This window comes from Microbacterium sp. Y-01 (genome assembly GCF_003856715.1).
GTDB classification, from domain to species: Bacteria; Actinomycetota; Actinomycetes; order Actinomycetales; family Microbacteriaceae; genus Microbacterium; species Microbacterium algeriense.
Genome location: NZ_CP024170.1, coordinates 38,059 through 64,129, shown reverse-complemented (window position 1 = coordinate 64,129; position 26,071 = coordinate 38,059). Strand labels below are relative to the sequence as shown.

23 protein-coding genes are annotated in these 26,071 nt (G+C 66.2%); 8 read left to right on the top strand and 15 right to left on the bottom strand.

Annotation, left to right across the window (positions count from 1 at the left end; genetic code table 11):
• Window positions 1-19: 19 nt before the first annotated feature.
• Window positions 20-1,438 (bottom strand): MFS transporter, encoded by a 1,419-nt coding sequence (locus tag CSX12_RS00300; RefSeq protein ID WP_124894455.1) that lies wholly within the window; start codon window positions 1,436-1,438, stop codon window positions 20-22.
• 112 nt (window positions 1,439-1,550) lie between these two features.
• Here CSX12_RS00300 and CSX12_RS00295 point away from each other — a divergent pair, with 112 nt between their 5' ends.
• Window positions 1,551-2,561 (top strand): LacI family DNA-binding transcriptional regulator, encoded by a 1,011-nt coding sequence (locus CSX12_RS00295; RefSeq protein WP_164479508.1) that lies wholly within the window; start codon window positions 1,551-1,553, stop codon window positions 2,559-2,561.
• A 3-nt stretch (window positions 2,562-2,564) separates the two neighbouring features.
• Here CSX12_RS00295 and CSX12_RS00290 read toward each other — a convergent pair whose 3' ends face one another.
• Window positions 2,565-3,497, bottom strand: a complete 933-nt coding sequence (locus CSX12_RS00290) for a nucleoside hydrolase (RefSeq protein WP_124894453.1) — start codon at window positions 3,495-3,497, stop codon at window positions 2,565-2,567.
• 116 nt (window positions 3,498-3,613) lie between these two features.
• Here CSX12_RS00290 and CSX12_RS00285 point away from each other — a divergent pair, with 116 nt between their 5' ends.
• Window positions 3,614-4,462, top strand: a complete 849-nt coding sequence (locus CSX12_RS00285; protein ID WP_124894452.1) for a ribokinase — start codon at window positions 3,614-3,616, stop codon at window positions 4,460-4,462.
• A gap of 65 nt (window positions 4,463-4,527) precedes the next feature.
• Here the strand turns inward: CSX12_RS00285 and CSX12_RS00280 are convergent, their stop codons facing one another.
• The 7 genes from CSX12_RS00280 to CSX12_RS00250 form a co-directional block, all read right to left on the bottom strand.
• Window positions 4,528-4,707: a hypothetical protein gene (locus CSX12_RS00280; protein ID WP_124894451.1), complete on the bottom strand. Its 180-nt coding sequence runs from the start codon at window positions 4,705-4,707 to the stop codon at window positions 4,528-4,530.
• A 36-nt stretch (window positions 4,708-4,743) separates the two neighbouring features.
• Complete coding sequence (locus tag CSX12_RS00275) at window positions 4,744-5,877, bottom strand: FAD-dependent monooxygenase (protein WP_124894450.1); 1,134 nt, start codon at window positions 5,875-5,877, stop codon at window positions 4,744-4,746.
• 114 nt (window positions 5,878-5,991) lie between these two features.
• Window positions 5,992-7,722, bottom strand: coding sequence for an MFS transporter (locus CSX12_RS00270; protein WP_124894449.1), 1,731 nt, complete (start codon window positions 7,720-7,722; stop codon window positions 5,992-5,994).
• Between the two features lie 19 nt (window positions 7,723-7,741).
• Window positions 7,742-8,458, bottom strand: coding sequence for an alpha/beta hydrolase (locus CSX12_RS00265; protein ID WP_124894448.1), 717 nt, complete (start codon window positions 8,456-8,458; stop codon window positions 7,742-7,744).
• An 82-nt stretch (window positions 8,459-8,540) separates the two neighbouring features.
• Window positions 8,541-9,419 (bottom strand): alpha/beta hydrolase, encoded by an 879-nt coding sequence (locus tag CSX12_RS00260; protein ID WP_124894447.1) that lies wholly within the window; start codon window positions 9,417-9,419, stop codon window positions 8,541-8,543.
• The gene (locus CSX12_RS00255; RefSeq protein ID WP_124894446.1) at window positions 9,416-10,720 is read right to left on the bottom strand and encodes a helix-turn-helix domain-containing protein; all 1,305 of its coding nucleotides are present in this window, start codon (window positions 10,718-10,720) and stop codon (window positions 9,416-9,418) included. Before CSX12_RS00255 ends, CSX12_RS00260 begins: the two co-directional genes overlap by 4 nt.
• The gene (locus tag CSX12_RS00250) at window positions 10,717-11,559 is read right to left on the bottom strand and encodes a helix-turn-helix transcriptional regulator (RefSeq protein ID WP_124894445.1); all 843 of its coding nucleotides are present in this window, start codon (window positions 11,557-11,559) and stop codon (window positions 10,717-10,719) included. The genes CSX12_RS00255 and CSX12_RS00250 overlap by 4 nt, the downstream gene beginning before the upstream one ends.
• 168 nt (window positions 11,560-11,727) lie before the next feature.
• Between CSX12_RS00250 and CSX12_RS00245 the strand changes: the two genes are divergently transcribed.
• Complete coding sequence (locus tag CSX12_RS00245; protein ID WP_124894444.1) at window positions 11,728-14,574, top strand: LuxR family transcriptional regulator; 2,847 nt, start codon at window positions 11,728-11,730, stop codon at window positions 14,572-14,574.
• A gap of 5 nt (window positions 14,575-14,579) precedes the next feature.
• On the opposite strand, the gene CSX12_RS00240 is transcribed toward CSX12_RS00245, so the two are convergent.
• A complete protein-coding gene (locus tag CSX12_RS00240; protein WP_124894443.1) occupies window positions 14,580-14,963 on the bottom strand; it encodes a nuclear transport factor 2 family protein in 384 nt (127 codons plus the stop codon).
• A 211-nt stretch (window positions 14,964-15,174) separates the two neighbouring features.
• On the opposite strand from CSX12_RS00240, the gene CSX12_RS00235 reads away from it, so the two are divergent.
• On the top strand, window positions 15,175-15,675 hold the full coding sequence (locus CSX12_RS00235; RefSeq protein ID WP_124894442.1) for a redoxin domain-containing protein: 501 nt from the start codon (window positions 15,175-15,177) through the stop codon (window positions 15,673-15,675).
• A gap of 11 nt (window positions 15,676-15,686) precedes the next feature.
• Window positions 15,687-16,214 carry a thioredoxin domain-containing protein gene (locus tag CSX12_RS00230; protein ID WP_124894441.1) on the top strand — a complete coding sequence of 176 codons (528 nt, stop codon included), beginning with the start codon at window positions 15,687-15,689 and terminating at the stop codon, window positions 16,212-16,214.
• Between the two features lie 54 nt (window positions 16,215-16,268).
• Here CSX12_RS00230 and CSX12_RS00225 read toward each other — a convergent pair whose 3' ends face one another.
• A complete protein-coding gene (locus CSX12_RS00225; protein ID WP_124894440.1) occupies window positions 16,269-17,474 on the bottom strand; it encodes an MFS transporter in 1,206 nt (401 codons plus the stop codon).
• A 217-nt stretch (window positions 17,475-17,691) separates the two neighbouring features.
• Here CSX12_RS00225 and CSX12_RS00220 point away from each other — a divergent pair, with 217 nt between their 5' ends.
• Window positions 17,692-18,657 (top strand): Dyp-type peroxidase, encoded by a 966-nt coding sequence (locus tag CSX12_RS00220; RefSeq protein WP_124894439.1) that lies wholly within the window; start codon window positions 17,692-17,694, stop codon window positions 18,655-18,657.
• Window positions 18,658-18,744: 87 nt separating this feature from the next.
• Here the strand turns inward: CSX12_RS00220 and CSX12_RS00215 are convergent, their stop codons facing one another.
• The gene (locus CSX12_RS00215; RefSeq protein ID WP_124894438.1) at window positions 18,745-19,956 is read right to left on the bottom strand and encodes a cupin domain-containing protein; all 1,212 of its coding nucleotides are present in this window, start codon (window positions 19,954-19,956) and stop codon (window positions 18,745-18,747) included.
• Window positions 19,957-20,112: 156 nt separating this feature from the next.
• On the opposite strand from CSX12_RS00215, the gene CSX12_RS00210 reads away from it, so the two are divergent.
• Together CSX12_RS00210 and CSX12_RS00205 are read left to right on the top strand one after the other, a co-directional pair.
• Window positions 20,113-20,652, top strand: a complete 540-nt coding sequence (locus CSX12_RS00210) for a DUF1275 family protein (RefSeq protein ID WP_164479506.1) — start codon at window positions 20,113-20,115, stop codon at window positions 20,650-20,652.
• A 211-nt stretch (window positions 20,653-20,863) separates the two neighbouring features.
• Window positions 20,864-21,700 (top strand): alpha/beta hydrolase, encoded by an 837-nt coding sequence (locus tag CSX12_RS00205; protein ID WP_124894436.1) that lies wholly within the window; start codon window positions 20,864-20,866, stop codon window positions 21,698-21,700.
• A 344-nt stretch (window positions 21,701-22,044) separates the two neighbouring features.
• Here CSX12_RS00205 and CSX12_RS00200 read toward each other — a convergent pair whose 3' ends face one another.
• The 3 genes from CSX12_RS00200 to chrA all read right to left on the bottom strand — a co-directional run bounded on the left by CSX12_RS00200 (window position 22,045) and on the right by chrA (window position 26,024).
• Window positions 22,045-22,773 carry a VIT family protein gene (locus tag CSX12_RS00200; protein WP_054682433.1) on the bottom strand — a complete coding sequence of 243 codons (729 nt, stop codon included), beginning with the start codon at window positions 22,771-22,773 and terminating at the stop codon, window positions 22,045-22,047.
• Between the two features lie 5 nt (window positions 22,774-22,778).
• Complete coding sequence (locus tag CSX12_RS00195; RefSeq protein WP_124894435.1) at window positions 22,779-24,737, bottom strand: heavy metal translocating P-type ATPase; 1,959 nt, start codon at window positions 24,735-24,737, stop codon at window positions 22,779-22,781.
• A gap of 72 nt (window positions 24,738-24,809) precedes the next feature.
• Entirely contained in the window at window positions 24,810-26,024 is a 1,215-nt protein-coding gene (gene chrA, locus CSX12_RS00190) for a chromate efflux transporter (protein WP_069600599.1), read from the bottom strand.
• Window positions 26,025-26,071: the final 47 nt, after the last annotated feature.

Sequence of the window (26,071 nt, the reverse complement as noted above, 5' to 3'; positions counted from 1 at the left end):
TCGGGCGCGATGGAGCCGCTCACGACCTCAGCTCCGCGTTCACCGGTTTCGGGATGAACAGCGAGAACACGAGCGCCCCGACGAGCACGACGGCGCCGGTGATCAGTGCGGCCACGTAGCCGGAGGCCGGACTTCCCGCCTCCGCGGTGAACGAGGTCTGTGCCGCGTAGATCAGGACGAAGCTGAGGCCGGCGCCGAGGTTGATCGCTCCGGTGTTGAGGCCGGGCAGGGACCCGGGACGCTCCTTCGGCGAGAGGACCACGCCCAAGCCGTTGAGCATGATGTTGCCGATTCCGGCGTAGGTGATGCCGGCCGCGATCGACAGCAGCAGCAGAACGAGACGAGAGCTGGTCTCGACGTTGACGACCATGAGCGCGAGCACCGCGATGGTCCCGCCGAGGCCGACGCGCAGCATGGTGCGGTAGCCGACGGTGGCGGCGAGCCTGCCGCTGAGCGGGCCCATAAGCAGTCCGGCGAGCGCATACGGCATCAGGATCCACAGCGACACTTCCTCCGCGCTCATCTCCAGCCCCAACGAGGTGTCCTGCGCCAGGGCAGGTACGACGCCGTTCATGATCGCGAAGATCCCGCCGAGGGTGAGCAACGAGGTGGCCGCGAGAGCCCAGGTCGAGCGTTGCTTCAGTTGCGTCGTCGAGACCAGCGGGTCGGAGATGGCATCTTCGAGCTTCCAGAAGGCGAGGAAGGAGGCGACGGCCACGGCGGCGAGCACGACGACGAGGAGAACGTCGGCCTCGGCCAGCTTTCCCAGTTCGTTGACGGCCACGAGCATCGAGCCGACCGAGACGACGAGCAGGAGCGCACCCCACCAGTCCATCCGCGGGCGATCGCCGGCCATCGTCTCCGGGGCAAGGAGCCGCACGACCAGAGCCGCCGCGATGGCCACACCGGCCATGGTCCAGAAGATCGACGCGAAGCCGTGGTTGGTCGCCAGGTATCCGCCGAGCAAAGCGTCGCCGCCCGCGATCCCACCATTCACCGCGGTCACGACGCCGAGCAGGGTGCCATACGCTTTGGGATCCTTGACCGCTGCGCGGAGCATGATCAGGCACAGCGGAACCACCGGTCCCGACACGCCCTGGATGAGGCGGCCGATGAACAACATCGGCACATTCGTGGCGAGCGCGGCGACCACACAGCCGACCGCCATCACGAGGAGCATGCCGACCAGGACGCGGCGGCGTCCGATCAGGTCACCCAGTCGCGGCAGGAACAGAGTGAACAGCGCGGCCGCCGTGAAGAACACGGTCTGGGTCGACGCGATCTCGGTGGCGGTGGCGTGGAGCTCGCGCTCCATGGTGACCAGTGCGGGGCTCAGCATGCTGGCATTCAGTTGGAACGCCAGGCACGCGGCGAGGAGGGCGATCATCAGGGGCACCACACCGGTGCCGGTGCGAACCGCTTCTTGCTGGTTGGTCATATCTCACTTCTTCGTGTGGGGGCTGGGGTCTGTGCGTGCGTAATCCTTTACGCCCGCCGTATCTTTGGAGTCAGGGTGTCGACGACGGCACAAGGGTGAGGTCGAGGATTCGGTGAAGAGAGCATCCGTCACGCTGCACGAAGTCGCCGCTGCTGCGGGAGTGTCGATCGCGACCGCTTCTCGCGCCTTGACCGGCAAGGACCGGGTCTCGGCGCAGACGGCCGAGCACGTGGCAGCGGTGGCCGAGCGGCTGGGCTACCGCGTCAATCTCATCGGACGAGGACTGCGCGCGGGTACGGGCGCCACGATCGGCGTGGTCGTCCCCGTGATCAGCAATCCGTTCTACGGTGAGCTCATCCATCGTCTCGAAGACCACCTGCAGCAACGGGGCTTCGATCTCGTCATCGCCGATTCGCACGGCGACGTCGAGCGCGAACGCGACCGGCTTCGCATGCTCGTCGAGCGCCGGGTCGAGGGCGTCTTCGTCGTTCCCTCGGACGCCGAGCTGTCTTTCGATGCAGTGGCCGACACCGCGACGCGGGTGCCGCTGGTACAGCTGGACCGTCGGGTGATCGACCTTCCGGCGGACTTCGTCGGTGTGGACAATCACCGAGGCATCGAACTCGCCATCGCGCATCTGACCGCCGCCGGGGCGACGCGACTCGTGCTGGTCTCCGGAAACGACGTCACCTCGGTGGGGCGCGAGCGGCGCGAGGCCTTCGAGAACACGGTGCGCGCGCGAGCACTCCCCCGGGAGGAGAACATCTTCGGGGAGTACCTGCTGCGGTTCGGCGAGGAGGCGGCGCGCACGCTGCTGTCGCGCGGTCCGCTCCCGGACGCGATCGTGGCCGGTGACGACCTGGTCGCCGCCGGAGTCATCGCCGCGTTGAAGCGCGCGCTGGTTCATGTGCCCTCCGACGTGCAGGTCACGGGCTTCGACGGCACGATGCTCGCCGACGTGTGCGAACCCCGTCTGACGACCGTCGTGCAGCCGTTCGACGAGCTCGCGCGCGAAGCCGTGGAGGCGCTGACCCGCCGCATGGACGAACCCGACGCCCCGTACGTGCTGAGCCGGGTCGCCCCCAGCCTGCGCGTCGCCGAGTCCACGTCTGCCGACCACTGAGCGTCAGGCCAGCGCGGCGACGGCATCCGTCACGAGGTCCCAGAACTTCGGAACATCGAGCGTGATCGCGACGTCGGCGTTGGGCTCCTTGCCGAGCATGTCGTGCAGATCGACGCAGGTCGCTCCTGCGGTGAACTCGCCCGTCGTCTCGATGTCGACGTGGCAGCGCTGAACGGAGGCGACGGCGCGATCGATCGCGATGGCCACCGTGATCGGGTCGTGAAGCGGGCCTTCGGGCATCCCTTCGGCCTTCTCGTAGGTGCTGCAGAAGAAGCGCATCAGCTCGACGCCGAACGCGGAGGTCGCATTGCCGACCGCACCGATGCGCTGGATCACGTCTTCGGTGATCAGCGCCTGGTGCGAGATGTTCAGTCCGACCATCGTCAGGGGCAGCCCGGAGGCGAAGACGACCGCTGCGGCCTCGGGGTCGGCCCAGGCGTTGAACTCCGGGTAGGCGCCGACGTTGCCGCGGCCGGTGGAACCGCCCATCCAGATGATCTCCTGGATCTTCGGTGCGACCTCGGGATGCTGCTGCAGCAGGAGGGCGATGTTGGTCAGGGGACCCGTGGGGATGACGGTGAGGGGCTCCGTGGAAGCTGCGAGCGTGTCGGCAAGGAACTGCACGGCGTGGCGCTGATCGAGCGGGACCGTCGGCTCCGGGAGCACGGGACCACCCAGGGCGTTGTCTCCGTGGATCCACGCGCCGGGGGTGAGTTCTCGCTTGAGCGGCTTATCGGCTCCGGCCGCCACAGGCACGTCGGTCACACCGGCGACCGTGAGCGCGATCCGCGCATTGCGGGTGGTGTGCTCCAGGTAACCATTGCCGCCGACGGTGGTGACACCACGGAGATCGATGGCGTCGTTTCCGGCCGCGAGCCAGATGGCGAAGACGTCGTCGTGGCCAGGATCGCAGTCGAGAAGGACGGGAATGCTCATGGTGCTCCTTTGCAGATGTCGTTGCGTAAACGTTTACACTGTTTGGCGGGAACGTCAAGTCGGCACCGATCGCCGCACTGTCCGTACGCCTCCGATCCGATCAGAAAGCAGCCCCCATGACCTCTGCTCCTCTTCCGTCCCTCGTTGTGGTCGGCAGCGCCAACGTCGACGTCACCGCCTTCGTCGAGCGTCTTCCGACTGCGGGCGAGACCGTAGCCGGCGGGCGCCTCGCCCGCGACCTCGGCGGCAAAGGCGCCAACCAGGCCGTCGCCGCTGCGAAGCTCGGTGCGCGCGTGCGGATGGTGGGAGCAGTGGGGGATGACGCCGACGGGGCGTGGACCAGATCGGAGATGGAGAAGGCCGGTGTGGACACGACGGACCTCCGCACCGTGGATGCGGCCACGGGCACGGCCTTGATCGTCGTCGACGCCACTGCGGAGAATCAGATCGCCGTCTGCCAGGGCGCGAACGATCACGTCCGCCTCGACGGCGTCGACTTCGGGGACGACGACGCGGTGCTCCTGCAGTTGGAGATCGCACTGTCTGTCGTCGAAGAGGTCGCCGCCACGGCGACGGGCTTCATCGCCGTCAACGCCGCCCCCGCCCGGCGGCTGCCCGAGAAGCTGCTTCGGCGGGTGGACCTGTTCATCGTCAACGAGACGGAACGCGACCTCCTGCCCGAGCTCGCCGATGCCCGGATGGTCGCGGTGACCTACGGAGCCGCGGGCGCGGCCCTGTTCCGTCGCGGTGAGGAGATCGCCCGCGCCGACGGCGTCCCTGCCGAAGCGGTGAACACCGTCGGTGCGGGAGACGCCTTCTGCGCCGCGCTCGTCCTCGCACTTCGCGCGGGCCATTCTCCGTTCGACGCGCTTGCGGCCGCATGCGCGGTCGGATCCGCGGCGGTGTCGCACGTCTCTTCCCAGCCGCCGTTCGAGCACCTGAGCCGGTATCTGCCCGAGGGGTGACCAGGAGAAGCGCTCAGTCGGGCGAGGAGTCACCAGGCGCCGTGGAGCAGCCGTGTCCAGAACGCTCAGAAGTCTGTACGCGCCTCCTCATCGATGTCGAGCGCGGTACGGTCCTGCGCCCAGGAGACTAGGGCAGCGTCGAGTTGGCGCCGAAGCCATTCCGTTGTCTGTTCCTCGACCGGGGTCGAGGCGAGCTGCCGGGTGCGTTCATCGACGGTGCCGGTGAGGTCAGGGGGAGTGCTCATCATCCTTCTTTCGTAAGTGGTGGGAACGTGGTGCCGTCACAGGAGTGGGAGACCTTCGCCGAGGGCGATGCCGTACCGCGCGATATTCCGAGCGATGGGCAATCGCGTGCTGTTGTACGCCCGCAAGGTGTCCTCGACGGAGAAGTCCTGAAGGAGGGAAGCGAGATCGAGCGCATCGCCCGCAGCCTTCGCGGCGCCCATCGCGGTGTGCGGTCGCACCACGGCCGCGGCGTCACCGAGAAGGAGTGCGCGGCCATGAGCGAGGCTCGGTGCGACGAAGTCGAGCACTCCTTGCAGGAATGGACGACCTTCAAGTGCCACCACTGACGCGAGCTGCGGAGGGAGGCGGTCTTGTGCCTGCTCGACGAGCACGTCGACGACCCCCTGCGGAGTCTGTCCCGGGGCGAGTGACATGGCCTGCGGTGGTCGCCCCGCGGCCGTCATCAGAGTTGACATCCGCCCCGAGTCCAGCCCGCGATACCACACCCAGTTATAGCGTCGGGACCCAGGCATCGTCTCACCATTCGGCCCGGGAACGAGATAACCGAGCGCATGCTCACCGGGGCCCGTGTAGAACGTCATCCGCTGGAAGAGTGTGGACGCCGCCTGCGGCGGGACGGCCGCCTCCGGGACGATGCCGCGCCAGATCGAGTACCCGACATATCGGGGTCGGGCGACCCCGGGCACGATCTCGCTGCGTACCTGGGATTGAGCGCCGTCGGCGGCGACCAGAAGGTCGGCGTCGTGCGCGCCCGCCGATGTACGAAAGGTCACTCGACTGCGGTCCGCGTGCACGTCACGGACGGCTGCGTCGAGATGGTAGCGGTCGTCGGGCACCGCCGACCTCAGCGCATCGTAGAGGCGATCCCAGGACAACTGCGTCTGAGTCGCCCGTTCGCGATGCCGCACCGCGCCGGCGCGGTCCAGACTTATGCGCTCCGTTGAGGTCGCGCCGGGAACGGCCGAGCGTGGAAGCCCGATGGCATCGAGCGTCGTGAAGATCTGGTCCTGCGCGACGAGTCCTGCACCGCGCGCGCGGAGACCGCTCATCGATTTCTCGAAGACCTGAACCTGATGACCGGTTCTGTGCAGCAGAGCCGCAGTGAAGAGCCCTCCGAGCGACCCGCCTGCGATGGCGATGTCGTACGTCGTTCGGCTCGTTGGGCTCATGCCCTCACGCTATTCGCGATGTTCGCCGTGCCCGTCAGACGAATGTCGCGCACGATCACGACTGCCGTACAGGATGCACGGACACGGCGCCAGCGATGGCCAGTCCTGGCTGAGTCAACGCGCCGAGAGAGGCGGGGCGAACCCGTCCGCCGAGCGAGCGCCGGTGCGGGTGAGCCGCGACAGACGCTCGCTGGGCGAAGGATGTGCACGCCCGTTCTCGGAGTGCCGGGAGACCGGGAGATCAACGAAGTGCTCCACGAGCGGCTCTCGAGTGCTCAGCGCAGCAGCACGCCGAAGCAGGTCGGCATCCCACTCGGTGTGACGGCTGCGCAGCTGCGCGATGTGCTCGCGCCAGCTTCCCAGCGTGTACATCTCCACGATCTCGTCCGGCCGCTCGGTCGTCTCGTACATGTGCCAGGTTCGCGCGCCCGTGCGATAGCGAGTCTGCGCGACCATTCCCATCACAGAGCGGAACTCCTCCCTGTTCTCGAGAGGCACGAGGTAGCTCACCGTGACGAGGGCAGCCCGCTCATCCGCAGACCTTTCCGGGCCGGGGCTCTCCTCAATGCTCACGATGCCCCGTCCGATCCCCACTGGCACTCGAACGGGAAGCAGCAGCTGAGCAGTCGCCAGCGCAAGGATGATGAAACCGGCGGACACAACCACCGTTTCAGCTCCTACCGCGCCAGCTATGGCTCCCGCTACCGCCGACCCGACAGCCGTGCCACCGAAGAGCACGAGCTGATAGATGGACAGACCGCGAGTGCGTACCCACGCAGGCAGGAAACCCTGCACCACGCCGTTCACCGTGGCGATGACGCCGATCCATCCCATGCCCGCGCCGACCATCGCGAATCCCACGACCCACAGGCTGTTCGTCAGCAGCAGCGCGCACAGAGCGACCCCGAAACCGGCCATCGACGCCAGGAGCACGCCGTTGACACCCAAACGTGAGCGCGCGGCCCGCAACAGCAACGCACCGGCGATGGATCCGCCACCGAGAGCGGCGAGAAGAAGGCCGTATCCAGCGGCGCCCAGCCCGAAGGTCTTCTGCGCGAGCACCGGCAGTAGCGCCCACAGGGCGTTCGCCGGGAGGAGGAACAGGACGAGCCTGACATACAAGGATCTGATGACCCGTGCGTGGAGGACGTAGCGAAGCCCCGCGCGAGTGGCATCGAGGAACGGCTCCGGTCGCGACAGCGGCGCGACGTATGTGCGCCAGGCCAGCAGAGCCACGAGATACAGGACGAACGACGCCGCGTTCGCGATGAACACGGCGGTGACGCCGAGCTGCGCGATGAGCAGCCCTGCAGCCGCAGGCCCCACGGCACGGGCGACATTGACGCTGATCGAGCTGAGCGATGCCGCGTCCGGGATCAGACGTGCTGGCACCACGTCTGAGGTGATGGCCTGCGCGGCAGGCATCTGTACCGCCGCTGCCGCCCCCAAGACGAAGGTCAACGTCAGCAGCGCCGCCGGCGTCAGACCCCCGCCGCCGGAGAGCAAGGCGAGTGCAAGGGAAGCGCCCAATTGGACGACCTGAGCGACGATGAGGACACGACGCCGATTGAGGAACTCTCCGAGAACACCGGAAGGCAACGCCAGAAGAAGCACGGGCGCGGCCGATGCTGTCTGCACGAGCGCCACGACGGCAGCGCTGCTGCCGTCGTCGACAAGCTGCCACTGGGCTCCGACGCTCTGCATCCAGGTGCCGATGTTGCTGATCAGCCCGGCGATCCAGAGGAGGCGGAACGCGGGCACGCTGAGGGCGGCGAACGAGTGGTCACGGGCATCAGCCCGAGATCGCCGTGATGCTGAGCGTGAGAGGGAAGGTGCCGTCGTCATGGTGATGCTCCGGGATCGCCTACGAGAGCGTGGAGCGCGCGGCGTCGAGAATCAGTCGGGCCACGTCGCCCGGGTGCGTGTGAGTGACCAGGTGCGGTGCAGGGATCTCCACGATCTCGCGTGCGTTCGCTCGTTCGAGCCCGAAGCGCACAGCGTCGGGATTGACGACGCGGTCGGCGCTCGCGACGACGCCCCAGGTCGGAAGAGTCTTCCAGGCTGCGGCGTTCGCGCGCTCGGCGAGCACGGCTGCGGCGAGCGGCCGCTGCGTCACGGCGAGCACAGCAGCCTCGTCGGACGGGATGCCGAGGGCTGCGAGAAACGGGAACTCGTCGATTGCGATGCTGACCTCCCGGTGCGTCTCGCCCTCTGCGGGGTAGGTGTCGTACTGGAGGAACGGCACCGCATCCGCGTCAGGGAATCTCCGATGTAATTCGTCAGCGCTTTCGCCCTCCTCGAGCACGTATCCCGCGACAAGAACGAGACCGCGGACGTTGGCGGCGGTCCCGGCAACGCTCGCGACTGTCGCGCCATACGAGTGACCCACGAGCAGCACCGGTCCGTCGACGCGTTCGACGAACGAGCGCACGTAGGCTGCGTCGTCGCACAGGCTTCGGTTGGAGATCGCGGGGACCCGCACGTCCGCTCCGCTCCCCAGCAGCCTCATCACCACCGGGGACCAGCTCATTCCATCGGAGAACGCGCCGTGCACAAGCACGACGGTGGGGTTCACAGACATTCCACGCTTCCTTCCACCGGTGTATCCGGCCCTGCTTCGAAGCTAGGCCGAGCGATGTTTCAGACGATCCGACGGACTGTCGTCACTTCACTGGACGGATGTCGCACGCGCGAGAATCGACCGACCGCAGGAACTCAGCGACCACGTCGTTGAAGGCTGCCGGATTCTGGAGGAACGGAAAGTGGGAGCTCGCGACGTCGCGAGGGAAGATGTGAACGACCGATCCAGGGATGCGGGAGGCGACGTCGCGCTGCGAGTCGGGAGACACGTGGCTGCCATCGCATCCCAAGACGAGGGTGGGTATCCGGATACGGGGCAACAGGCTGCGCCAATCCTGAGCGCCGTGGTCGAAGAGCAACGGAGCCGCGATCTGGCGGGGCGTCTTCCCTACTTCCTGGGTTATGAACTCCCACAGATCGTGGTCCACCGGCCCGGTGAACATGCCTCTGACGAACGCACGCACCGCGCTTTCGCCGTCGTCGGACGCGATGGCCGCGGCGAGGGCGGAAAGTCCGTCGACGGGGAGGATGCTGCCCGCGGACGCGGTCTCGGCCGATGACATCCACGCCTGGGCGACCACAGCAGATGGTTGGTCGACAAGTGTGAGTGAGCGAACGAGGCCGGACCCGAACAATTCAAGGTAGGACCAGATGACCGACGCCCCCATGGACCACCCGAGAACGTCAAACTGCGGCTGCGAGAGGTCAGCCAGAACATCACGGAGATCGGCGGCCAGTCGCGCGATGCGGAGGCCGTACAGCGGCTTCTCGGAATCGCCATGGCCACGCATGTCGTAGGTGATGACGCGCCGGGGAGCGAGTCCCTCAAGCTGTCCGCGGAACATCGCCTGGGACTGTGACCAGCCGTGCAGGAGGACGAGCGGCACTCCGTCGCCGCCGGTGTCGCGAACGACAAGTGCGACACCATCGGTGGTGCGAACCGTGCGCTCCTCGTACTTCATCGGATGTGACCGGCATTCTCCCAATACGCGGCAAGCTTCAAGCCGAGGTGCAGTGCACTGCGCTTCATTCCGTCGTCGAGCGCGTCGCGCACGACGTCAGGCATGTTCTCCAACCGGTAGTACAACGTGGTCCGGTGGATGTGCAGCACGTCGCAGACCTTCCGGACCTGGTGAGCGTTGTCAAGCAGCGCCTCGACGGTGTGGCGTCGGAGCTGGTCGGAGTCGTGGATCAGAGCGTAGGCGGCAGGGGAGTACCACTGCAGCCGATTCGGGTCGGTGACCACATCCGCTATCAGCAGCCACGGACCGATCTCCTCGGCGCGCAGACTGGTCCCGAGTTGTGGAAGCATCTCCGCCACAGCCGCCGTCGCCAACGCTCGATCGACGACGGGGCGAAGGTCATGATCCGTCTCCGAGAGGGAAGCCGAGCCGATGGCCCGAAGGAGCACTCCGGCACGTTCGGCTTCCGCGGCGACCATCGTGCTCACCTGCTCGACGCTGTCCGCGCGACCGAGAAAGATCAGCGCCGCGCCGACCTCGCCGATGAACGTCAACGTTGCTCTCGCGACGCTCTCCAATGCACGCCCGAGCGACGCCCGTTGGACGACTCCCGTGTCATGACCGATGGCGACCGCCTGAACGACGGTCTCCTCCCCGCGCGTCACGCCATGTGCTCGGACAGCAACGCTCAGTGCGTCTCTCCGGACAACAGGGTCGCTCGCCAACAGAGAACGCATGACGGTTTCGCGCGCGGACAGGGCATGGTTGTGCGCGCGAGCCGAAAGCGAGTCCCGCACCACATCGACCGCGGCGTCGATAGCGCGGAAGTGCTCCTCCCGCAGCGGCGGGAGTCCTCCTGTGATGAGCCACAGGAACCCGAGCAGCTCGTCGTCGGATCGAATCGGGACAGCTAACCGCTCGTGAGCGTTGAACTGCCGTAGATCCACAGTCTGGGGCCTTCGAGCAAGCGGGAGGTGGAGGCTCTCGAGGTACTCGCGCTCTCGTGCGGGAGTACCTCGACGAAGAAGGGCTCGGGCCCGAAGGTCGTCGATCTCGTCGCCCTGGACGCTGGAGACGACCGGTCGGTACGCGTTGTCGTTTATGACGACCGACCGGCCGAGGGTCTCGGCCAGCTCGTCGACGAGGTCCTGCAGGTCCAGACTGCGCCCCAGCAGTCGCGTCTCGGAATCGTGCATCTGGTGGTCATCCCATCGGTCGTTCTTGTCCCCGAGGATTGACGCTACGGTCGAGGATGCGAACCCTGGGAGGCCGAGTTCGTACCCCTTTCGCAGAGCCGTCATTGCTCTGCGCCGGCGAGCGATGAGGGCGCGCCGCCGGGCAATCCTGCGGCGAGCGAAGCGAAGACTGATTCCGTGATCGTGCCCGACGGCGCGGACAGCACGGTGAGCTGATACCCCTGAATGCTACGGATCGCGAAGTTCTGAGCGTCCACGGGAATCGTCCCGACACCATCGATGTCGACGCGAAACAGGGCATCCTCAGGGCCTGAGACATCATGCCGCGCCCAGATCCTCGAGAAATCCGGGTCGCTCGAGAGCTCGTCGACGATCTCTCGAAGCCGAGGCGCGTCAGGATGTGCATCACGACGCAGCGTCGCGACCGCCGACCGAGTCATCTCCTCCCACTCGACGAGCGTGCGTTTCATGCGGGCATTGAAGAGGTTGATGACCTGATTTCCGCCCACGGAGAGACCACCCAAGCCGAACACCGTCGCCAACGGATTCGACGCCACGATGTCACGGTACGGGTCGGAGATATACGCCGGCGTGTGCGTCCAGCGACCCAGAGTCCGAGTGATCCTGTCCGCGGAGTCCGCTGGTGGCTCGCTCGGCGCGAACGGACGGTCAGACGAGATCTGCATCATGTAGGCGAACGAGGTCGCACCCAGGCGAAGCGCGCCGGCCAATGCGGTAAGAACCTGCTCGGAAGGGCGGGGCACGCGACCCTGTTCGATCCTCAGGTAGTACTCGGCACTGATTCCCGCGAGTTCAGCGACCTCGCGTCTGCGCAGTCCCGGGACTCGTCGCCCGGTTTGCCGGTCCAGCCCCACCTCCTCCGGCTGCACCACGGCGCGGCGAGCGCGAAGGTAGTGACCGAGATTGAGGGAGGAAGCGTTCATCAGGGTCCTTCGGGGCAGATTCGGGGGATCGTCAGTCACCGTACGGTCCCGCGCTCCTCGTCCACATCACCTGCGCAGGGCATCCATATCCCCACATCCTGTCGATCGCGAGTCGAACCAGGCTGACCCGGAGCCCGATGGCGGTCGTGGCTTTGCCATAATCGGTCTATGCAGGATCGCCCCTCCGGCCCGACCCCAGTGTCAGATCGGATGTATCTTGCAGGCGCTACGGAGACACCGGCGAGCCCTCTGCGTGGACGTGCGAGCGAAGTCGGGGCGATGCTCGATGCCATGACCGCGTCGATGAGCGGACGCGGACGTCCCGTGCTCCTTCGTGGGCGCCCGGGTATGGGCAAGACGCGGATACTTGCCGAACTCATCGCGGCAGCCGAGTCCCGTGGCTGGCGGACGTTCACCATCACGCCCGACGTCGACTCGAGCGCTGTTCCGCTCGGAGCGCTCCTCGAGGCCGGCCGCCGCTCCGAGCCTGCGCTGATCCGCGACACCGACCTTCGCGCTGCACTCGCCGGTTCCGAGCCGCAGTACTGGGTGACCAGGCTTCTCGCGGACGGCCTGGAAAGCGCTGCGACCGACGGCGAGGGTGTCGTGGTCGTCGTCGACGACCTGCAGTGGCTTGACGCGTCCTCGCTGACTGTCCTGGTCTCCCTTGTACGTGAGCTGGGCGACCAACCCATCGCCTGGGTACTCGCCAGCCGAACGGGACGCGCACGTGCAGCGCATTCTCAGTCTCTTCATTTCTTGGAAGCGAACGGGGTGATCCTTGATCTGTCTCCCGTGGCGGCGACGGCAGCTCGCGCCATCGCTGCGGACCTCGCTGGTGGTAAGCCTGGACCGAAGCTGGTGGATGCTCTCCAACGCACGGCGAGCGTACCGCTGCTCATCGTCGAGATGATGCGGGGTCTGCGGGAAGAGAATCTCCTCGTGGAGGAGGATGGGGTTGTCGACGCGGTGACCGATGCGATTCCCGCGCGATTCGGTGCCTCATCGCGTGTCCGCATCGAGCAGCTCTCCCCGGAGGCGCTGCACTTCGCTCAGGTCGCAAGCCTTTTCGGTCGCACGTTCACCCTCGGCAATGTGCTGGCTGCGACAGGTCAGACCGCCATAAGCTCCGCTCCCGCGATACAGCAACTTCTGGCCGGCGATTTTCTCGTCGAAGATGATGACAGGATGTCGTTCCTCCACGACACGATTCGCGAAGCAGCGGAGGCAACCATCCCGCCTGCACTTCGCCGGGCCATGCTCCGCGAGGTCGTTCGACTGAGAATCGCCTCGGGTGAACCAGCGTCGGCTGTGGCCGCGGCATTGGTGGAGACCGCGTACCCGGGCGACCGCGACTCCTTCGACCTGATCCGTCGCGCAGCTCACCAGCTCGCATCATCAGACTCCGCCCAGGCGGCGGACCTCGCTGAGGCAGCTCTCCAGCTGGCCCGCCATGTGCCGCAATTCGCGGAAGACGCGGCAGAGATGCTGCCGTACCTGTGGGCCGATGGACGCCATGTGACCGCGGACGCAGCGGCTCACGACCTCACTCCCTACCTCTCCCCGCAATCACGAGCGCGGTCGATGCTGGCAGTGGCTCGCAGGCAGACAGAGACATCCTTCGACCAGGCCATCGCGACGTGCGATCTGGCGCTGGCGCTCCCCGATATCGCCCGACAGACCCGTGCGGAGCTTCTCGCAGTGCGCGCGTTGAACTGCGCCAACAAGGCCGACTTCGTCGGGCTCACAGAGACTCTCGCACGAGCTCGCGAGATAGCTGACCCCGCGACCGACCACCTCGCTCTGGCGACTGTCGACGCCACGGAGTCTGTCTACGCGCTCAACAGTGGTCGCTTCGACGAGGCGGTCCGTCTCATCGAGGCCGCAACATCGCGCGTCTCCGAGGCAGGGCTGGATCCTGCTCGGTGGCTTCCCGAAGGGTTGTGGGCTGCTTTCCTGCACAATTCCCTCGGCGATCCGGATCGCGCGCTCGCGATGGTGGATGCCGGGCTCGCAGACTCGCGTCGTGCGCACGCCGTCGTTGCGGAGGCGTACTGGATGATGATCCGAGCCCGTGTCCTGTACGAACTCGGGCGACTGGAAGACGCGCGCGTCCAAGCCGAATCGGTCCTGTCGCTGTCCGAAGAACTGAATCTCGGAGACTTCGCTCACGCCACCGCTGGCGTCGTGCTTTTCCGCATCGCCCTGCACACAGGGGACGTGCAGGCCCGCGCGCAGGCAGGACCCATCATGACGGCCCTGGCCGAAGGGCCGGGCGTCACCAGAGCCGGACGATGGATGCTCACTCTCTCTGCCATCGACCGGGGCCAGTGGGCGGAGGCCGTGCAGTTGGCAGATCTCGCCGTGCAGTCGCTGGATCAGCCCATCCCCGCGATGACGACACCCGTCGACTTCGCCGACGATCTCGTCCTCCTCGATCTCGCCCTCAGCACAGGCGACTCCTCCATGGCGGCCGCGGTGGCCACGCGGGCAGAGAGACGTCATCGGCACAACCCGAGGAATCCGCTGGCCGCAGCGATAGCGGCGGCCGTGCAGAGCAGAGTCTCCGGCGAGTTCGCGCCAGCGAGCCAGGCGGTGTCCGTGCTCCGCGAGCTGTCGCGCCCCCTCGTGCTCGCGCGCGTCCTCGAGCAGTGCGACGCCGTGGATCACGAAGCCGACCGTGCCGTCGCTTCGCTCAGTGAAGCGCTCGCCATCTACGAGTCTCTAGGGGCGGTGCGCGATGCGAGTCGCGTCTTGCAGGCGTTGCGTGGCCGCGGGATCCTCCGCAGGCCTCGTCAGCTGCATAAGCCCCAGCTTCTCTCGGCACGGGAGCAGCAGGTCCTCGACCTCGTGTCCGACGGCGCGACGACGCAGCAGATCGCGGATGCCCTGTTCATGTCGCCCCACACGGTCATCTCCCACATTCGTCATATGTACGCCAAGACCGGTGTGAATTCCCGGGCCGAGCTTCGTGGCTGGGAGGCAAAGCGTCGGCAGCGCCGTCATGCAGGTTAGACCGCTCACGCATGGACCTGATGCCACGCACAGATCTGGAACCCTTGCAGCCGGAAGCTGGAGAATCCCATCACCTCGACGGCGGCGGAGCCTGCGAGACGGAGCCGCAGCCGCTGCTCGGTCAGGACGGTATCGCCCCGCACCGCGACGGAAACCATGGTCGTCGACCACTCATCGAAGCTCGCGTGCATGTCCGCGAGCATGCGAGTCACGGCACTCCGTCCTTCGATGATTCGAGCCGGTGATGGGCGGTACAGCACGTCATCGGTGAGGAACGGGTAGAGCTCCCTGTGCGCCCCGTCGTTCAGGAGGGATACGAAGTCGCGAACGATGAGCTCGCGCTCCAACTGCTGTATGCCACCGAGCGCTTCGCGGTGAACGTCGTCCACGGTGCACCTCCGTTCTTGTCGGTGATCTCACGCTAAGGCGGCATCCGCGTGCGTCCTTCCGACGTCCGTCCAGTCCCTCATCGACACGCTGTGCATGCCTGCACGCGCGATGTACCGAGGTTCGTCATTCGTCGGAAGCGCGGCATGCCCTCGCTTCGTAGCGTGGGCGGTGCCGTGGATGGGCCACGGCATGCAGTGGATCGGAGATCTCATGCCTGACGACACCCCGTCGATACTTCCCGCTGGGACACCGGCTCCCGACTTCGCATTGAGAGTCACCGCAGACCAGGTCCTGAACCTCAGCGAGCTGCGCGGTGCGCCCGTCGTCCTCGCCTTCTACCCTGCCGACTGGAGCCCCGTCTGCGGGGATGAGCTCTCCGTCGTCAACGCCGCCCTGCCGCTGCTGCACGAACGCCACGCGCAGGTGCTTGCGGTGTCCGTCGACAACGTCTGGTCGCACGAGGCGTTCGCCCAGGCTCACGGGCTGCACTTTCCGCTGCTCAGCGACTTCGAGCCGAAAGGCGAAGTCTCTCGCCGGTACGGCGCGTACGACGAGGTGACCGGCGAAAGCCGCCGAGCACTGTTCGTCATCGACGCTGCCGGAACCATCGCCTGGAGCTATCTCTCGCCCGTCGCTCTCAACCCCGGTGTGGACGGCGTGCTCGACGCACTCGGCGCGCTGCCCCCGGCACCCAACACAACCGCTCAGTGAAAGGAGAGGCCATGTCCTCGCTTCGTATCCCCGTCACCGCCCAGGACCACAGCACCGGGCCGGAAGACGCGAAGGTCGTCCTCGTGGAGTACGGCGACTACCAGTGCCCGTACTGCGGTGCGGCCTACCCCGTCGTGAAGGAGCTGCTGGCCGAGCACGGAAACCAGATCCGTTTCATCTTCCGCAACTTTCCCCTCGCCGATGTGCACGCCGAGGCCGTGGATGCGGCATTCGTGGCGGAGTTCGCCGGCGAGCACGGGAAGTACTGGGAGGCCCACGATCTGCTGTTCGAGAACCAGGGACGTCTGGGTCGAACGCTCTACGAAGAAATCTGCACGACGCTCGGACTCTCCCTGGTGGAACTGCGGACGGCCGCGGAAAGCCGGCAGTACCTCGCCCGGATTCAGGCAGATGAGGAGGGCGGCATCCGCAGTGGCGTGAATGGAACCCCGACCTTCTTCCTCAACGGACAGCGCCTCGACGGCGGAACCGCTGAACTTCCCTCAGCCATCTCCGCTGCTCTCGGACACGATCGCTGAGCACACGGGTGAGGGAGATCCGGTGCGGCTGCACGGACCTCCCTCCCTTCGTGTTCAGCGGGCGATTCGCCGCATGCGCAGAGCCGCCACGACGGTGACTGCGGCGACAGCTGCCACGAAGACCAGCAGCACCACGATCTGCGGGATCACCGTCAGTGCAGCGCCGATGGCGAGCACCGGGATGGCCAAGCCGCAGTACGCGACGAGGAAGATCGCCGCGAGCGTCTCGCCCCGCCGCCCGGGCTCTGCCACTTCCGACGCAGTCGCGAGGGCGCACTTGAACAAGGCGCCGACGCCGGCACCAGCGACGAGCCCTCCCACCAGGAACAGCCAGAACGACGGAGCGAGAGCACCGACGGCGATGGCCACCAGTCCGCTACCGCATGCGAGGGCAGCGAACAGCAACTGCGTGCGGCGAGCGACGCGCGCAAGGAGCACCTGAGCCGCTGCTGCAGACCCGAACACGATGAAGACCGTCATGCCGGCGGTGAGGTGACCGCGCTCGTCGAACGTCCCGACCAGGATGGTCGGTGCGAGGGAGGTGAACAGACCGAACAACGCGAACCCGGCGAAGGCAGCGAATCCCGCTGCGACGAACGCACCGCGGGCGGACGCCGGCACCGCGATCTTCTGCGGACGGTACCGCCGTCGCTCAGGTGTGACGGTCTCGGGAACCAGGGCAACGGCGATGGCGAGCGCGATGAGTACGAGCGCGAACACGGTGTGCGGGAGGTGGAGCGGATCGGGAAGGTAGTCGGCGAACAGGCCTCCGATGAGCGGTCCGAGCGCCAGACCACCGAGGTTCGCGCCACCGGCGACGGAGGCGGCGACGATCGCGTTCTCGTCCGGTCGTGCGTTTGCGCGCAACTCGCCGAGATGAGCGGTCGCGGTGGCGGTGAGGACGCCGATACTGACGCCGTTGATGACGCGAGCGACGAGAAGGCCTGCCACATCGGTGAAGATCATGAACAGGACCGCGGAGAACGCAGATACCAGGATGGCGATGACCAGCATGCGCCGCCGACCCATCCAGTCGCTGACGTGCCCGAGCAGGAACAGGCTCGCGACGACCCCGACTGCGTACGCGGCGAAGACGACGGTCACCACTGACACGGGGAACCCGTCGAGCTCCTGGTAGAGCGGGTACAGCGGTGTGGGGACCGTCGAGTACGCCATCACGAGGAGGAAGGCGATGGCGACGACCCAGAACGGGGCAGTGCGCTGTCGTCGAGTGGCCATGAGTTCGGAAGTAGCTGTCATCGCATCCTCATTCGCGTCCGGCGCGGAGGTTCACCGCAGCCTTCGCCGACGCTACGCCTCAGCCGCGCCACTCACCCGCATCCGGTGTCGTCATCGCATTCGACGGATGTCGAGAGCCGCGCGCTCGAACGGTCGGAGCGGAATTCAACAGGTGTCGCATGACGAGTCCACGACCGCTCGAGACACTGGAACCCTCAGCCACGGGAAGGATGTCACGATGAGCACGGTGATCAGCGGTCCCACGCAAGCAGCCGGAGCGCCGCTCACCTCCAACGCTGTCTTCCTCATCGTGAACGTGACTCCCTCAGGCGTTGACACGGTGCGGGAGACGCTCACCGGACTCGCCGACACGATGAAGGCGATCACGTTCCGCTTCCCCGACGCCGGCCTCACCTGCACGGTCGGCATCGGCACCCGAGTCTGGACTTCTCTGGTCGGCACTGCACGGCCGAAAGAGCTTCGCGAGTTCACACCGGTCGCGGGTGCGACGCACAGTGCACCTGCAACCGACGGAGACCTTCTGTTCCATATCCGCGCGGAACGGGCTGACGTCTGCTTCTTCTTCGAGACTCGGCTGTTGGACGCGCTCGGAGACGCCGTGACCGTCGTCGATGAGACGGTCGGCTTTCGCTCCTTCGACCGACGTGACCTGCTGGGATTCGTCGACGGGACCGCGAACCCCGTGGGGCCGGAGGTGGACGAGGCCGTCCTCGTCGGCGATGAGGACCCGGCCCACCGGGGCGGGACCTACGTCGTGACGCAGAAGTACGTGCACGCGATGTCCGCGTGGAACGCGCTGCCGGCGGACACGCAGGAGATGATCCTCGGCCGCTCGAAGGTCGACAACATCGAGCTGGACGATGCCGCTGAAGGACACCAGCAGTCGCACAAGAGCCTCGCCACCGTTGAGGACGACGACGGGACCGAGCACGACATCATCAGGGACAACATGCCGTTCGGGAGCCCCGGTGCCGGTGAATTCGGCACGTACTTCCTCGGCTACTCCCGCCATCTGTGGGTGATCCAGCGGATGCTCGAGCGCATGTTCATCGGAGAGCCGGCGGGCATGCACGACCGGCTGCTCGACTTCTCCACCGCTCTCACCGGGTCGGTCTTCTTCGCGCCGTCCGCCGGCGAACTCGCCTCGGCGCACGCGCCGGAGGCGAGTCGCACAGCGTCGTGAGCGAGAGCACCCGGCACATCGCGGCAACGAGCTGAGCAGAGGACGGCGCCGAGGCGATGAGCCTCGACGCCGTCTCACTGAGCCGATTCAGTGCAGCGGCGTGATGCCCTGCGCTCCGCGCGGGAAGGTCGCGAGCACCGCTGGGTCGATGTTCAGGTGCGCCGTCACGAGCTGCGGCGGCACGTGCGCCAACCAGTTCGCCAGTGAGATCTCCTCATACTTGTCGGTGCGGAACACCTCGAGAAACTGCAGGACATCGTCACCCGTGTTCTCGATGTAGTGACCGAGGTTCTTCCGCACGACGCCCACGTCACCGGCACGGAAGTCCGTGGTGTTGGCGTGCGGTCCGGTGTTGAACACCGTCATCCGCGCGGAACCACGCAGGTAGTACTGCCACTCGTCGGCGTTCGGGTGCCAGTGCAGCTCGCGCATAGACCCGGGCTCGACGGTCACGAGAGCCGCGGCGACGGTGCTCGAGTACTCGTAGTTGGTGGAGTCGGCGATCTGGATCGACCCGCCAGAGTTCTCGTAGAGCGGCTTCGACCGCGACAGGCGGAAGATGACCGGTTCCATGCCCCACTCCACACCGGCTGCTGCCTGGTCGACCTCGAGTGCGGGCGGCTCGTCGCCGGGGAAGATCCAGAGGTTGTGCAGCGGGATGTCGGAGAACACCTCTTGGGCGACGCCGAAGTTCTTCGCGAGGATCTCGGGCGGCGTGTGTGCGAACCAGTCGGTCAGCAGCAGTGTGTTCGACTCGGACTGGTCGCCGTCATCGAAGGCGAGGACGAACTCCGCGCCGTCGGGGCCGAGCCCCTGCAGGGAGTGCGGGGTGCCGGCGGGGAAGAACCACAGATCGCCCTCCTCCACGTCCTCGACGGCCGGCAGCCCGGAACGACTGAGGGTGGTGACGCGCGCCTTCCCGCGGGTCATGACCGCCCACTCCGCGGTCTGATGCCAGTGCAGCTCACGGATGCCGCCGGGCTCGAGGTACATGTTCACCCCGGCGATCTCGTCGGAGATGTGGAAGTCCTGCTTCGTGAGCTCGCGGGCCCAGCCGCCGCGCTGCACACGCCGCGGAGAGATGTTGAACGAGGACCAGAAGAACGGCTGCGTGCTGATGTCCGTCGCAGGCGCGTGCATCTGGTTCGGGAACTGGGATTCGATGGCCCCGTTCTGCGGGCCCGTCATCTTGTTGCTCTGCGGGCGATCGGCGATGTTCACCTCGCCTTCCTGCGGCAGGTCGGGGTTTCCGAGTGTGGGGACCTCGTGCCCGATGTGGGCGTTCTCGGACGTGGGCATGCGCTGCTCCTTCATGGGATTCCGAACGGTACCGGGGAGTCTGCCTCCCGCGCTCGCGCATCGATACGGCTTCCTGACGGAACCAGGCTCGACTCTCGTCGGATCGTCGCTCCTGCCGGCGCGAGTGTGATGGAACGGCATCGTTCAGGAGGTCCTATGTCATTGACGCCGCGCATCGCCGCGCATGCCTACCCGCTGCTGGAATCAGTTCCCGCGTCCGCAGGGCTTGCTCTCACGTCCTCGCTGCTCGATGCCTGGACGTTCGGTCAGGTCGGCACGTTCGCGACTGTTCAGTCCGGCAACCTGCTGTCTGTCGGCTACTTCGCCGCCGACGGTGACGCTCCCCGCGTGGTGACCGCCATGGCGAGCATCCTCGCCTTCGTTCTGGGCGCGTTCGTATGCAGCCTGTACGTGCTGTGGTGCTCCGTCACATCCGTCGTCCAGATGGCCGCGAGCCTGCTCGGGCGCGCGGTCGGCCGTGGCATCTTCGATGACGGTGAGAGGCATCTGGCACCAGCGAGCGCGTACCTCGTCGTACTCATGGCCTTCCTTCTCGGCGGCGGCGTCGGATTCGCGCTGGACAGGATCTGGGCGAGCGGCTCCCTTGTCGCCGCGGCCGCAACTCTTGTCGTGATATGGCTGCGCGCTGGGAAGGCGGGCCTTGTCGACCCGTCGCAGAACAACCCCACACCGTGAGGGGTCGACGCGTCCATGGCGGTGTCCGACAAGGGCATCGACGCTGTCCTCGGCGCCCTCCGCGGGGCCGAAGCGGATGTGAACCAGGTTCCGACAATCGTCTGACCTCCCGGTGCCGGCCCTTCACTACTTTTGAGTAGTCCCGCCGACCCGTGCGGGGCAAACCCTCGCCGAATTCGGGCATTACCCGACTCAACAACCTGGAGTTCTCATGTCCTTCGTGACCACTGAAGACGGAACCGACATCTACTTCAAGGACTGGGGTCCCCGCGACGCTCAGCCCATCATGTTCCACCACGGCTGGCCCCTCTCGTCAGACGACTGGGATGCCCAGATGCTCTACTTCCTCGGCAAGGGCTTCCGCGTCGTCGCCAGCGACCGCCGCGGCCACGGCCGCTCCTCGCAGACCGCCGTGGGCCACGACATGGACCACTACGCCAGCGACGTGAATGCCGTCGTCGAGCACCTCGACCTGCAGAACGCCGTCCACATCGGCCACTCGACCGGCGGTGGACAGGTCGCCCGCTACGTCGCGAAGTACGGCCAGCCCCAGGGCCGTGTCGCGAAGGCCGTCCTCGTCTCCGCCGTCCCGCCGCTGATGCTCCAGACCGAAGCGAATCCCGAGGGCACTCCCCTCTCCGTCTTCGACGGCTTCCGCGAGGCGCTGGCGGCCAACCGCGCGGAGTTCTTCCAGGCGGTCGCGTCGGGTCCGTTCTACGGCTTCAACCGTGATGGTGCGGAGCTCTCCGAGCCCGTGGTCGCCAACTGGTGGCGCCAGGGCATGACCGGCAGCGCTCTCGCCCACTACGAGGGCATCAAGGCGTTCTCCGAGACCGACCAGACCGAGGACCTCAAGGCCATCACGGTGCCGGTTCTCGTCCTCCAGGGCGACGACGACCAGGTCGTCCCGTACAAGGATGCCGCTCTCAAGCAGCACGAGCTCCTCGCGAACTCGGAGCTCAAGATCTACGAGGGCTTCCCGCACGGCATGCTGACCACCCACGCGGAGGTCATCAACCCCGACATCCTCGCCTTCATCCAGAAGTAGACTCCGTCGCAGTCCACAGCGGCCCGCTCGACGATCTCGAACGGGCCGCTGTGCTGTGCGGCGATCAGCCCCGACAGATAGAGCCGGTCAGACTACTGGTCTGACCGGCTCTTCCATTACACGAACACATTGGCCTGAAAAGAACAGGGCCATACTGTGCGCGAGGGGGGACTTGAACTGATCCGTTCCCCCTCGCACACGAAATCGTGAATCGGCGTTCTGCCGCATGATTCCGCGGTTTCTGCGAGGCCCACCTGTGGATAACTGCACCGCGATTCACAACCTAGCAGCGTCGGTAGCACATGAGTTAGCACATGAAATCGGGCCGGATCACGAGAAGCGGCCTATCCGATGGCCACGCCAAAGAGTGCCCCAATGGCGTATGTGGCGATCATGGTCGCTGAGCCCATGACCACGTTCCGGAGAATTGCGCGACCGCGCGGCGCGCCACCGAGCGCAGCGCTGATCCAACCGGTGAGGAAGAGGCCGATCACAACTGCGATGGCTGCGATCCAAACTCGGTGTCCGCCGACGGGGAGCAAGATCATGATGAGTGGGATCAGCGCTCCAACGGCGAACGCAATGAACGATGACACGGCGGCTGCCCACGGGCTTGTGAACTCTTCATGGTCGATTCCGAGTTCGACCTCTGCGTGAGCGGCGAGAGCGTCCGTCTCGGTAAGCTGCACCGCGACCTGATGTGCGAGGTCATCTGAGAGGCCCCGCTGTCGATAGAGCTCGGTGAGTTCTTCAAGCTCCTCCTCGGGCATGGTTTCGAGCTCCCACCGTTCTTTTGCGATGAGCGCTTTCTCTGTGTCGCGTTGGGTGCTCACCGAAACATACTCTCCGCCAGCCATTGAGAACGCCCCGGCAACTACGGCGGCGATACCGGCCGTCGCGATTGCCAGTACGTTGTTTGGTGTAGCGGCAGCGACACCGACGACGACACCCGCGGTAGAGACGATGCCGTCGTTTGCGCCGAGCACCCCTGCACGTAGCCAGTTCAAACGTTGGCCCACGTTCTGCAGGTGGGCTTCGCCGGGATGCGGCGTGGTGCTTGAGTCGGATGCCATATTGTTCATTTCCTGTCTTGGGTCGTGCTGAAGTGAAGTTGTTCCGTCGATGCGACTGGTGATGATCGTGTGATTCGCTCAGATCGTGGGCCGACTGCACGGAGTGCGCCGAGGATGGCCACCAGGTCAACGACTTCTTGCAGCCACGCGCCGAGGAGTGCTGGGAGGAACCCGAAGGCGGCGATGAGCATGAGGCCGACGCTGATGATGATGCCGAGCCAGATGCTTTGCAGTGCGATCCGCACGGTGTCCTTGCCGATGCTCACCGCGCGCGGCAGGGCCGAGAGCGTGTCGTAGCGGTTCACGATGTCCGCAGACTCCGATGCTGCGGTTGCACCGCGCGCCCCCATTGCGAAGCCAATATCCGCAGCAGCGAGCACCGGGGCATCGTTGAGGCCGTCACCGACCATGATGAGCGGGCGGGGCTGCACGCTACTGACAATGCGAACTTTGTCGCCGGGGCGGCACTCCGCGTGCACCTCGCTGATTCCAAGGCGCCGCGCGATGGGTTCGGCGGTGGCTGCAACGTCTCCGGTGACCATGAGCGTACGCTCGATACCGAGTGCGCTCAGCTGACGGAGAGCCTGGGCTGCTTCTTCGCGCACTTGGTCGCGCATGACGATGGCTCCGGCGAAACGGCCATCGACTGAGACGTAGATTGCGAGTTCCCCTGGAGCAAGGTCTGCCAGCACGAGGTCCGGCGCGGAGTGGCGCACCCAGGAGGGCTTGCCGACACGAACCGTCACTGCCTCAGGTGCGTCAGGAGTGCGGAACACAGCCGCGACTCCGTTTGTCGCGATCTCCTCGGCATGTTCGGCTTCGACGAGCGACAAGCCGTGCTGTTTCGCGGCCTGCACGACGGAGTCCGCAAGCACGTGAGAGGAGTACACCTCCGCTGAGGCTGCGAAACGCAGCAGCTCGTCTTCGCTGGCGCGGTCGGCGGGCAGAAGGCGTTCGAGCACTGGCTTGCCGGTAGTGATGGTGCCGGTCTTATCGAATGCCGCCGAGCGGGCTCGTGAAAGCTGTTCGAGGGTGCCGCCGCCCTTGACGATCAGCCCGAACCTCGCGGCACGGCTCATGCCACCGAGAAACGCGACCGGCGCGGCGATCAGCAGCGGGCATGGGGTCGCCACCACCAGCACCTCGGCAAACCGGACAGCCTCTCCACTGACCGCCCACGCGATCCCGGCGATCACGAGCGCGAGCACTGTGAACGGCACCGCGTACCGATCTGCGAGCCGCACGCCTTTGGCTTTGCTCCCCGCGGCTTGTTCGACGAGCCGAACAATCTGCTGATACTCGCTCTCGGCGGCCGGAGCCGCAGCCCGCATGGTGACTGCGGCTTGTCCATTCACGGCACCGCTCGACACTTTCTCTCCCGCGTCACGCTCAACGGGCAGACTTTCACCGGTCAATGACGACTCATCGAACACGGCGTGCTCGGAGACGAGGATCGAGTCCACAGGCACGAGTGCACCCGGCCGCACCAACAACAGATCACCCACCTCGACTTCTTCGACCGGTATGTCCTCGGTCGTGACCTCGGCAGTATGCCCGTGCATGTCCGCGCCGGGTGCGCTTGGGGCGAGGATGCGCGTGGCCTGCTGGGGTGCCTTACGCAGCAGCGCGGTCAGTTCCCGCTTCGAACGGTTCTCAGCGTAATCTTCGAGGGCCGCCCCGCCGGTGAGCATCAGCACCACCACGAGCGCCGCCCACGGCTCCCCAACGAGCACTGCAGCGGTGATTGCCGTCACCGCAAGAATGTCGAGCCCGGCGTGCCCTCGGATGAGCTGCCGGATCATCCCGACCGCCTCCCACCCGGCAATCACGAGCGCATACGCACCCACAATCCAGCTGGCCGACTCAATGGCCGGAGTCGCTAAAAGAACCAACCCGATCATAGCCACCAACAGTGTTGCGATCACGAGTGGATATGCCCTGACCAGAGATGAAAAACGGCTCATGCTTCAATCCTCCCAGGCGGGCACGCTTCTCGCACTGTAGGCCAGCCTCGCCTGAGTATCCGCGTAGCGCGTTCAGAGCAGCAATGCCCCGGCTCCTGCGGCCCCGAGCACTACCGCCCATGCCGGTGTTTTCCAGGACGTGAGTGCGACAAACGCGAGTGCCGCGACGACGAGTGATGCGGCGTTCGTGACACCCGCGGTGAATACGGGGTCGTACAGCGCGGCGGCGAGCAGCCCGACGACTCCGGAGTTCACGCCCGTCAGCACACGCTGCACTCTCGGCGCACGACGCAACCGCTCCCAGAAGGGCAGCACCCCCATCACGAGCAGCGCAGACGGCAGAAAGATCGCGAGCAGCGCAATGGATGCGCCGAGCAGCCCACTCGGGCCGCCCGTGGTGACCGCTCCGAGAAACGCGGCGAAGGTGAACAGCGGCCCTGGCACCGCCTGCGCGGCACCATACCCCGCGAGGAACGCACCCGGCTCCACCAGTCCAGTCTGCACTGTCTCAGCCTGCAAAAGCGGGAGCACGACATGCCCGCCGCCGAACACGAACGACCCCGCACGATAGAAGGTGTCAATCAGGCCTACCGTGGCGTTGCCGGTGAACACAGCAAAAATCGGCAACCCTGCGAGCAGCATGACGAACACAGCCAGGCTCAACCATCCGACTGCGGGCCGCAGGCGCACCCGGAAACGCGGTTCATCGTTCTCGGTCGTGCTCGGGGATCGACAGACGAAGAACCCCGCGATCCCGGCCAAGGCCATCGCGCCGAACATCGTCAGCGGGCCGGGTACGAGCAGCACGACAGTGAGCACCCCGACAGCAATCGTCGCTCGTCGCGCATCAGGCGTGAGTGACTTTGCCATCCCGAGCACAGCATGACCCACGACCGCGACCGCCGCAGCCTTCAGGCCCAGCACCCATCCAGCCTGCGATACGTCGCCAAGGGTCGATACGCCGAGCGCGAACCCGAACAGCAATACCGCAGATGGCAGTGTGAACCCGAGCCATGCCGCGACAAGACCGAGTATTCCAGCTCTCTGCAAACCGATCGCCATGCCGACCTGGCTTGATGCCGGGCCGGGAAGAAACTGGCACAATGCGACAAGATCCGCATACGCGCGATCACCCAGCCATCTGCGTCGCTCGACGAACTCTGCTCGAAAATATCCAAGGTGAGCGACCGGGCCACCGAACGACGTGCACCCTAACCTCAAGAACACCAGAAGGACCAGCAATGGCGCGCCAAAGTCGGTTCGACGGCCACCTTCTGCGGATAACATTTCTTACTCAGAATGGGGCACCATCCGGGACTGGCGCTACTCGCCGC

What these genes read in the sequence shown, in the direction of transcription:
- CSX12_RS00230 (WP_124894441.1), top strand. Translation starts at nt 15,687, where the DNA reads ATGTCCTCGCTTCGTATCCCCGTCACCGCCCAGGACCACAGCACCGGG.
- CSX12_RS00215 (WP_124894438.1), bottom strand. Translation starts at nt 19,956, where the DNA reads ATGCCCACGTCCGAGAACGCCCACATCGGGCACGAGGTCCCCACACTC.
- CSX12_RS00270 (WP_124894449.1), bottom strand. Translation starts at nt 7,722, where the DNA reads ATGACGACGGCACCTTCCCTCTCACGCTCAGCATCACGGCGATCTCGG.
- CSX12_RS00205 (WP_124894436.1), top strand. Translation starts at nt 20,864, where the DNA reads ATGTCCTTCGTGACCACTGAAGACGGAACCGACATCTACTTCAAGGAC.
- chrA (WP_069600599.1), bottom strand. Translation starts at nt 26,024, where the DNA reads ATGTTATCCGCAGAAGGTGGCCGTCGAACCGACTTTGGCGCGCCATTG.
- CSX12_RS00290 (WP_124894453.1), bottom strand. Translation starts at nt 3,497, where the DNA reads ATGAGCATTCCCGTCCTTCTCGACTGCGATCCTGGCCACGACGACGTC.
- CSX12_RS00200 (WP_054682433.1), bottom strand. Translation starts at nt 22,773, where the DNA reads ATGGCATCCGACTCAAGCACCACGCCGCATCCCGGCGAAGCCCACCTG.
- CSX12_RS00235 (WP_124894442.1), top strand. Translation starts at nt 15,175, where the DNA reads ATGCCTGACGACACCCCGTCGATACTTCCCGCTGGGACACCGGCTCCC.
- CSX12_RS00275 (WP_124894450.1), bottom strand. Translation starts at nt 5,877, where the DNA reads ATGAGCCCAACGAGCCGAACGACGTACGACATCGCCATCGCAGGCGGG.
- CSX12_RS00220 (WP_124894439.1), top strand. Translation starts at nt 17,692, where the DNA reads ATGAGCACGGTGATCAGCGGTCCCACGCAAGCAGCCGGAGCGCCGCTC.
- CSX12_RS00225 (WP_124894440.1), bottom strand. Translation starts at nt 17,474, where the DNA reads ATGACAGCTACTTCCGAACTCATGGCCACTCGACGACAGCGCACTGCC.
- CSX12_RS00245 (WP_124894444.1), top strand. Translation starts at nt 11,728, where the DNA reads ATGCAGGATCGCCCCTCCGGCCCGACCCCAGTGTCAGATCGGATGTAT.
- CSX12_RS00265 (WP_124894448.1), bottom strand. Translation starts at nt 8,458, where the DNA reads ATGTCTGTGAACCCCACCGTCGTGCTTGTGCACGGCGCGTTCTCCGAT.
- CSX12_RS00300 (WP_124894455.1), bottom strand. Translation starts at nt 1,438, where the DNA reads ATGACCAACCAGCAAGAAGCGGTTCGCACCGGCACCGGTGTGGTGCCC.
- CSX12_RS00255 (WP_124894446.1), bottom strand. Translation starts at nt 10,720, where the DNA reads ATGACGGCTCTGCGAAAGGGGTACGAACTCGGCCTCCCAGGGTTCGCA.
- CSX12_RS00285 (WP_124894452.1), top strand. Translation starts at nt 3,614, where the DNA reads ATGACCTCTGCTCCTCTTCCGTCCCTCGTTGTGGTCGGCAGCGCCAAC.
- CSX12_RS00210 (WP_164479506.1), top strand. Translation starts at nt 20,113, where the DNA reads ATGTCATTGACGCCGCGCATCGCCGCGCATGCCTACCCGCTGCTGGAA.
- CSX12_RS00195 (WP_124894435.1), bottom strand. Translation starts at nt 24,737, where the DNA reads ATGAGCCGTTTTTCATCTCTGGTCAGGGCATATCCACTCGTGATCGCA.
- CSX12_RS00250 (WP_124894445.1), bottom strand. Translation starts at nt 11,559, where the DNA reads ATGAACGCTTCCTCCCTCAATCTCGGTCACTACCTTCGCGCTCGCCGC.
- CSX12_RS00280 (WP_124894451.1), bottom strand. Translation starts at nt 4,707, where the DNA reads ATGAGCACTCCCCCTGACCTCACCGGCACCGTCGATGAACGCACCCGG.
- CSX12_RS00260 (WP_124894447.1), bottom strand. Translation starts at nt 9,419, where the DNA reads ATGAAGTACGAGGAGCGCACGGTTCGCACCACCGATGGTGTCGCACTT.